Origin of the sequence: Micromonospora sp. D75 (assembly GCF_018070405.1) — a bacterium.
GTDB classification, from domain to species: domain Bacteria; phylum Actinomycetota; class Actinomycetes; order Mycobacteriales; family Micromonosporaceae; genus Micromonospora; species Micromonospora chalcea.
In genome coordinates, this window is the sequence record NZ_JAGPXV010000414.1 from 1 (window position 1) to 5,367 (window position 5,367).

Here is a 5,367-nt window from a genome sequence, read left to right on the forward strand (position 1 = left end):
CGTGGTGGTGTAGGCGGAGGTGACCGTGACCGACATCGCCGCCACCAGCGGCGTGCCGAGTCCGCGCAGCAGCGCGCGCGAGCCGGCCGGCCGGGTGTGCTGCCGCGCCAGCGTCACCGCGGCGATCAGGACCAGCAGCAGTCCCTGCGCGGTGACCAGGCCGGCGGCCGCGCCCTCGTAGCCGGGCATCTGCCCGACCACCACCGGCATCTCCCGTCGGGACACGGCGTATCCGAGACTCGACACGGTGGCCACCGCGACGAGGATCCACAGCAGGCGTCGCAGCGGGCCGGCCCGCCTCACGCTCACTGTCACCAGCAGCAGCGCCGCGCAGAACAGCACGAGTCCGCCGGTGAGGCCGAGCAGCGCGACGGCTACGCCGTTCCACCGACCGTGTGACACCGCGACGACCAGGCTGAGGTAAACAGTGCCGGCGCCCAGCCCGACATGGATCTGACGCAGCCACGACGTCATCCGCTCGTCGTGCCAGATCCCCGGTGCGGCTAGGCTCCCGGTCGACTCCAGCACCCGCTCGTGTGGCGGGGCGGCCTCGAAGCCTTCGAAGGCACGCGCCGAGCGCGCGCCGACGGCCCAGAACACCCGCAACGCCAGCAGCGGCACCAATGCCAGCACCGCCAGGCGCGGGCCCATTGGCAACGCCGCCAGCCAGGACAGGTACGGCCGCCCCTGCCGGCACTCCACGTACGGCACGCACTGCCAGCCGGGCAGGTTCATGCTCACCCCGACCAGCGCGAGCGTGAACGCCACGGTCAGCGACCCGGCGAGCAGGCGACACAACCCGCCGAGCAGGCCGAACCGGTCCGCCAGGGTGGGGCGCAGCCAGACCGCGAGGTTGCCCAGCATGAACGGCAACAGCAGCAGCATGGACGCCGTCCGCACCGCCACCCCCGCGGTCAGGGCCCCCCACCGGTACGCCTCCACCACCACCCCGGCGGTGGCGCCGCCCGCCCGACCGAGTCCCTCCCGGACCCGGTAGAACCCGGCGTGCCGGTCCCCCGCCACCCGCACCACGATCGGATGATCGACGATGGTCTCCGCCGACGCGCCGGAGACCCCGTGAACACGCAGCTCGACAGCCTCGTCACCGGGCGCGCTCACCAGGACAGGGTCACAGAAGCTGCCACGGTGCCGCTGCCGAACACCGAACACCGAGAGCGGGGATTGAGCCGCGCCCGGGATGCGTTCACCGAAGTGGGTGATGGTCGACCTCATCCGGTCGGATCAGCCGTCAGCGCCCCACCTTCACGCAAGCGCAGGCGATCGGACGGGCCGTCGTTCACTGCCCGACAGGGCGGTAGCGGAGGTGTACGACGCCGTTTCGGAATCGGCGCTCGTCGAGGAGTTCGAGGTCGACGCGCATGCCGGACGGCAGGCCCGGCTTACCCCCGCCGACGACCACGGGCCAGACGAACAGCTGGCACTCGTCGACCAGCCCGGCCTCAAGAGCCTGCGCCGCGAGGTTTGCACCTCCAACGGTGAGATCGCTGCCGGCCGTGGCCTTCAGTTCGCGTACCGCGGCGGGGTCGAAGCGGCGTTCGAGTCGGGTGTCGGCGGTCGACACCGCGGCGAGGGTCGTGGAGTACACGACCTTTCCCGCTGCCTGCCAGGCGCTTGCGAAGTCGGCCATGAGGTCGGACTGCCCGGCCAGAGCGGCGTCGGTTTCCCAGACGGCCATCGCCTCGTACAGCCGCCGTCCGTAGAGGAACGTGCCCACGGACCGCAGGAGATCGGTGTAGACGACGAACACCTCGTCGTCCATCGGCAACCAGGCGAACGCGCCGCGTTCGTCCTCCATGTAGCCGTCGAGCGACACGTTGTTCACATAGATCAGCTTGGCCATGCCTTACCTCTCGATGGTCAACCGCAACAGCCTGGACGCACGGGCGCATCACCCAGCAGCCTCGTGGGCTGCCCCGCTCATTGACTACGAACACCCCTGCCCAGATCCGACACCTCCGGCCGACACCAACGGCGAACGGTGCACGCCCACCGCCGCGTGTGCCGGCCGGGGCGACCGCCGGGCGGCTGCGTACGCTGGTGGCGGAGGCGCTGAGGGAACCGTCGGCCCGGCAGACGATCAGCTGATCGTCGCCCCCGCCGGCCCGCGTACGACTCAGGACCTGACGGCGGAAGCCGGACTGTCGGCGGGACCGCCGCGCGGCTGACCAGGAGACCGGAGAAGCGCCCAGGCGCCGCGCACCGCGCGGACTCCGGCGACGTCCCGCCGGACAGGCCGCGGGAACCCGCGCCGTACGCACGGGTTCCCGCGGCCTGTCCCGGGTCCGCCGGGACTCGCCCTACCCCGCCCGCTGCGGGCCGACGACGGTCCAGCAGAGGCCCGCGGGGTCGCGCAACGTGACCTGGTGCGACGGGGCAGCCGGCGGCTCGACATGGGCGCCCGCGGCCACCGCCCGCCGCAGCACCGACTCGGGGTCCGTCCGCTCGATGGTCAACACCTCGTCACGGTTCGCGGCCACCGACGGGTCGCCCGCCTCCCACCACTCGCTCACGATCAGGCGATGACCGCCGACGGCCAGTTCCGCGTGCACGACATGCCCGTCGAGCAGGCACTCCCGTTGGATGGCCACGGCGTCGAAGACGTCCGTGTAGAAGGCGATCGCCTCGCTCGTGTCGCTGACCGTCAGGTGCGGTCCCGTCCGCTGGTCCTGTGCCCGCATGAGACTGCTGCGTCCCTTCGCTACTCGGCGATCCGGGTCCGGCCGGTCCAGCGGAAGACCACCGGCTCGACCGTCGCGGCGGCGGTGCCCCGCTCGAAGTGCTCGTACCCGCCGTAGTACAGGATCTTGATCTTCTTCTCGGCCCTGGACACCCGACGGCTGCGCAGATCGGCCGGCAGGCCGGCCGGGCCGCCCTCCAGGACGACATCGATGACGCCGGCGGCGTCCCGGGCGACCGGATCAGCTTGCGAAACGTCCTTCATGGCACGACCTCCGTCGCATTCCGCACACCCCACGAGCCGCCGCAGGGGCGACACGGTTCGGTCCACACAGGTCCAACGACACCCGTTGCCGGGTGAACGGACGCTCCGCGGTCGAACGTCCTTGTCCGGTGAGCGGCCACCCGTTCAGCTCCGAACGTAGTGCAGATCACATTTCGTGAGCACCCTTAGCGCACCCCTAGAAACGGCCCTGGGCAGCGACGATGCCGGACCAGCCCGGTCGGGAGGCGGGCTCACTCCCAGCGGAAGAACCGCGTCGCCCCCAGGGCGGCGACGGCGGCCGTGACGGCCAGGGCGATCAGCTGCGGCAGCTCCGGGTCGGCCCCCGCCCACGCCGCGCCGATGGTGTCGACAGTCGCGCCGAGCGGCGAGTAGTCGGCCACGGCCGCCAGGGCACCCGGCATCCGGTCGCGGGGCAGCCAGGCGCCGGCCAGGAAGAGCAGCGGGAAGAACAGCGCGGGGCCGATCGACTGTGCCGCCCGGGCCGACGGCGCCAGCGCCGCGATCAGCAGGCCGACGGCGAACAGGCACGCGACCCCGAGGAGGAAGGCCAGTACGAACCCGGGCAGGTTGGCCGGCGCCGGCTGGTCCAGCAGGAACCGCACGGCGATCGAGGTGACCACCGCACCGAGCACGCCCATCACGAGGTTGACCACGACCTGGGCGACCAGCAGCAGCGCGGGCTGCACCGGGGTGGTCGCCAGACGGCGCAGGATCCGGCGTTCCCGGTAGATGCCCAGCGCCATCGGCAGGGTGAAGAGCGCGAGCATGCCGATGGTGAGAGCCAGCGCGAGCGACGGCAGGAACGTCTGCTCGGCGTGCTGGCCGGTGTCGGCGGCGGTACCGGCACGCTGCGGCAGGCCGAAGACGAGCATCAGGCCGATCGGCAGGGCGAAGACGAAGAACAACGACACGGGCTCCCGGAGGAACAGCTTCGTCTCGACGGCGATCAGCTTGGACAGGGCGCTCACGACGACCTCCCGTCGGTCGGGGACTGCGCGGCGGCCCGGCCGCCGCGGCCGGTCAGGGCGACGAAGGCGTCGTCGAGGGTGGGCTGCTCGACCCGCAGGTCCGTGTAGGTCGTCCCGCGCCCGTTGAGCACTGCCAGGACCGACTGGAGCACGTCCTTCGTGCCGGTCACCGTCACCTCCGTCCCGTAGCGGCTGACCCCGGTCACGTCGGGCGCGGCGAGCAGCAGCGCGTCCTCGACCGGCTCCGCCGGGCGGAAGTGCACCCGGTGCTCGCTGCCGACCCGGGCGAGCAGGCCAGCGGGGCTGTCGATGGCCACCATCCGCCCCTTGTCGATGATCGCGATCCGGTCACAGAGTCGTTGCGCCTCCTCCATGAAGTGGGTGACCAGCACGACGGTGACGCCGCGGTCGCGAATCCGCTCGACGAGATCCCAGGTGTCCCGGCGGCCCTGCGGGTCGAGGCCCGTGGTCAGCTCGTCGAGGATGGCGATCTCCGGCCTGCCCACCAGCGCCAGGGCCACCGACAGCCGCTGCTTCTGCCCGCCGGAGAGCTTCTGGAAGTAGGTGTTGCGCTGCTCGGCCAGGCCGAGGTCGGTCAGCAGCTCGTCGATGTCGGCCCGGTTGCGGTAGAAGGACCGGTACAGGTCCAGCGCCTCCCGCACCCGCACCTTGTCCGGCAGCTGGCTCTCCTGGAGCTGGGCGCCGACGCGCTGGCGCACCTCGGTGCGGTCGCGCACCGGGTCCAGCCCGAACACCCGGACGGTCCCGCCGTCGGGACGGCGCAACCCCTGCACGCATTCCACAGTGGTCGTCTTGCCGGCGCCGTTCGGGCCGAGGACGCCGAAGATCTCGCCCTGCTCGACGGTGAAGGAAACGTCGTCGACCGCGACCTTCTCGCCGTACCGCTTCTGCAGATGATCGACCTCGATGACCGGCATCCGGGATGGTCCTCCTTCATGTGCGGTTTGCCGCCGGGAAGGGCGGACCACTCGGCTGATCGCGGCGTCGGTCCGCGGCAACGGGCCGGACCCGGGCCGACCGACGCCCGACATCATCCGCGCAACCGATGCCCCGATCAACTGATCAGGTGACGAATCGGGGGTGTCGAGGCGGGAAACCATCCTCCACAGGGGTACCGCCCGGCGACAGGGGTGTCGCCCGGTCACGCCAGGTGTCCGGGCGTCCCGTCCGGGCGGGCGGCGGCTCCGGGCGGCTTCCCGCCCACGGATCCGGTGTGGCTCGTCACCGCCGTGCCGGGCAGAGCGGCAGCAGCTCGTCGAGCCGGGTCAGAACGACGTCCGGGCCGGCCGCGCGCAGCGTCTCCTCGTCGGACTCGCCCCACAGCGCGGCCACCGCCGTCACCCCGGCCGCCCGCGCGCTGGCCAGGTCGCTGGGCGCGTCGCCGACCATCAGCGC

Annotated in this window: 6 protein-coding genes and 1 pseudogene; all 7 read right to left on the reverse strand. The window is 72.0% G+C overall.

Annotated features, from left to right (window positions below; all coding sequences use genetic code 11):
* Positions 1-1,119: pseudogene (locus KBX39_RS21925) on the reverse strand (hypothetical protein); the annotation flags it as partial.
* A gap of 178 nt (positions 1,120-1,297) precedes the next feature.
* Positions 1,298-1,861, reverse strand: a complete 564-nt coding sequence (locus tag KBX39_RS21930; RefSeq protein WP_043322832.1) for a dihydrofolate reductase family protein — start codon at positions 1,859-1,861, stop codon at positions 1,298-1,300.
* 457 nt (positions 1,862-2,318) lie between these two features.
* Positions 2,319-2,699: a glyoxalase/bleomycin resistance/extradiol dioxygenase family protein gene (locus KBX39_RS21935; protein ID WP_064445437.1), complete on the reverse strand. Its 381-nt coding sequence runs from the start codon at positions 2,697-2,699 to the stop codon at positions 2,319-2,321.
* 20 nt (positions 2,700-2,719) lie between these two features.
* A complete protein-coding gene (locus KBX39_RS21940; RefSeq protein WP_030498879.1) occupies positions 2,720-2,962 on the reverse strand; it encodes a DUF5988 family protein in 243 nt (80 codons plus the stop codon).
* A 251-nt stretch (positions 2,963-3,213) separates the two neighbouring features.
* Entirely contained in the window at positions 3,214-3,951 is a 738-nt protein-coding gene (locus KBX39_RS21945) for an ABC transporter permease (RefSeq protein WP_043322827.1), read from the reverse strand.
* Positions 3,948-4,889 carry an ABC transporter ATP-binding protein gene (locus KBX39_RS21950; RefSeq protein WP_210872267.1) on the reverse strand — a complete coding sequence of 314 codons (942 nt, stop codon included), beginning with the start codon at positions 4,887-4,889 and terminating at the stop codon, positions 3,948-3,950. Before KBX39_RS21950 ends, KBX39_RS21945 begins: the two co-directional genes overlap by 4 nt.
* A gap of 304 nt (positions 4,890-5,193) precedes the next feature.
* Positions 5,194-5,361 (reverse strand): HAD family hydrolase, encoded by a 168-nt coding sequence (locus KBX39_RS21955; RefSeq protein WP_247660445.1) that lies wholly within the window; start codon positions 5,359-5,361, stop codon positions 5,194-5,196.
* Positions 5,362-5,367 lie beyond the last annotated feature (6 nt).